The following is a 501-nucleotide window of genomic DNA, read 5'->3' on the forward strand; positions in this document are numbered from 1 at the left end:
GTACACCACAATAAAGGCTATCAGGCTGCCCGCCACACCGGCTTTATCAATGGGCGATGCCGCATCGGCGGTGCGCAACAGGCCATAGACCACCCAGGGCTGACGCCCCACTTCGGTGACTATCCAGCCGGCAATAACCGCCACAAAGCCCATGGGTCCCATAAACAAACTGAAGCGTAGCAAGGTTTTATTGTCGTACAGTTTGCCGCGCAGGCGCTGGAAGCCCGACCATAAGCCAGCTACCACCATCAGCAACCCGATGCCAACCATTATCCGGAAGGCCCAGAATACGGTTGCCACCGGCGGCCAGTCTTCCCGTGGGTACTGGTCAAGACCGGTCACTTCTGCGTCTATGTCGTGTTTCAGAATGATGCTGGCAAGCCCGGGAACTTTCAGGGCGTAGTCCACTTCCGCAGTTTCCTGGTTCGGCATCCCGAATAAATACAGCGGTGCCCGGGCTTCGGTATGGAAGTGCCCTTCCATTGCCGCGACTTTCGCCGG

1 protein-coding gene is annotated in these 501 nt (G+C 57.9%); it reads right to left on the bottom strand.

Annotated features, from left to right (window positions below):
* Positions 1 to 501 (bottom strand): cytochrome ubiquinol oxidase subunit I (locus Q5L94_RS13335; protein ID WP_317498853.1); only part of this gene is annotated, 501 nt, incomplete at both ends.

The sequence above is a fragment of the Idiomarina sp. Sol25 genome (genome assembly GCF_033052775.1).
Taxonomy (GTDB): Bacteria; Pseudomonadota; Gammaproteobacteria; order Enterobacterales; family Alteromonadaceae; genus Idiomarina.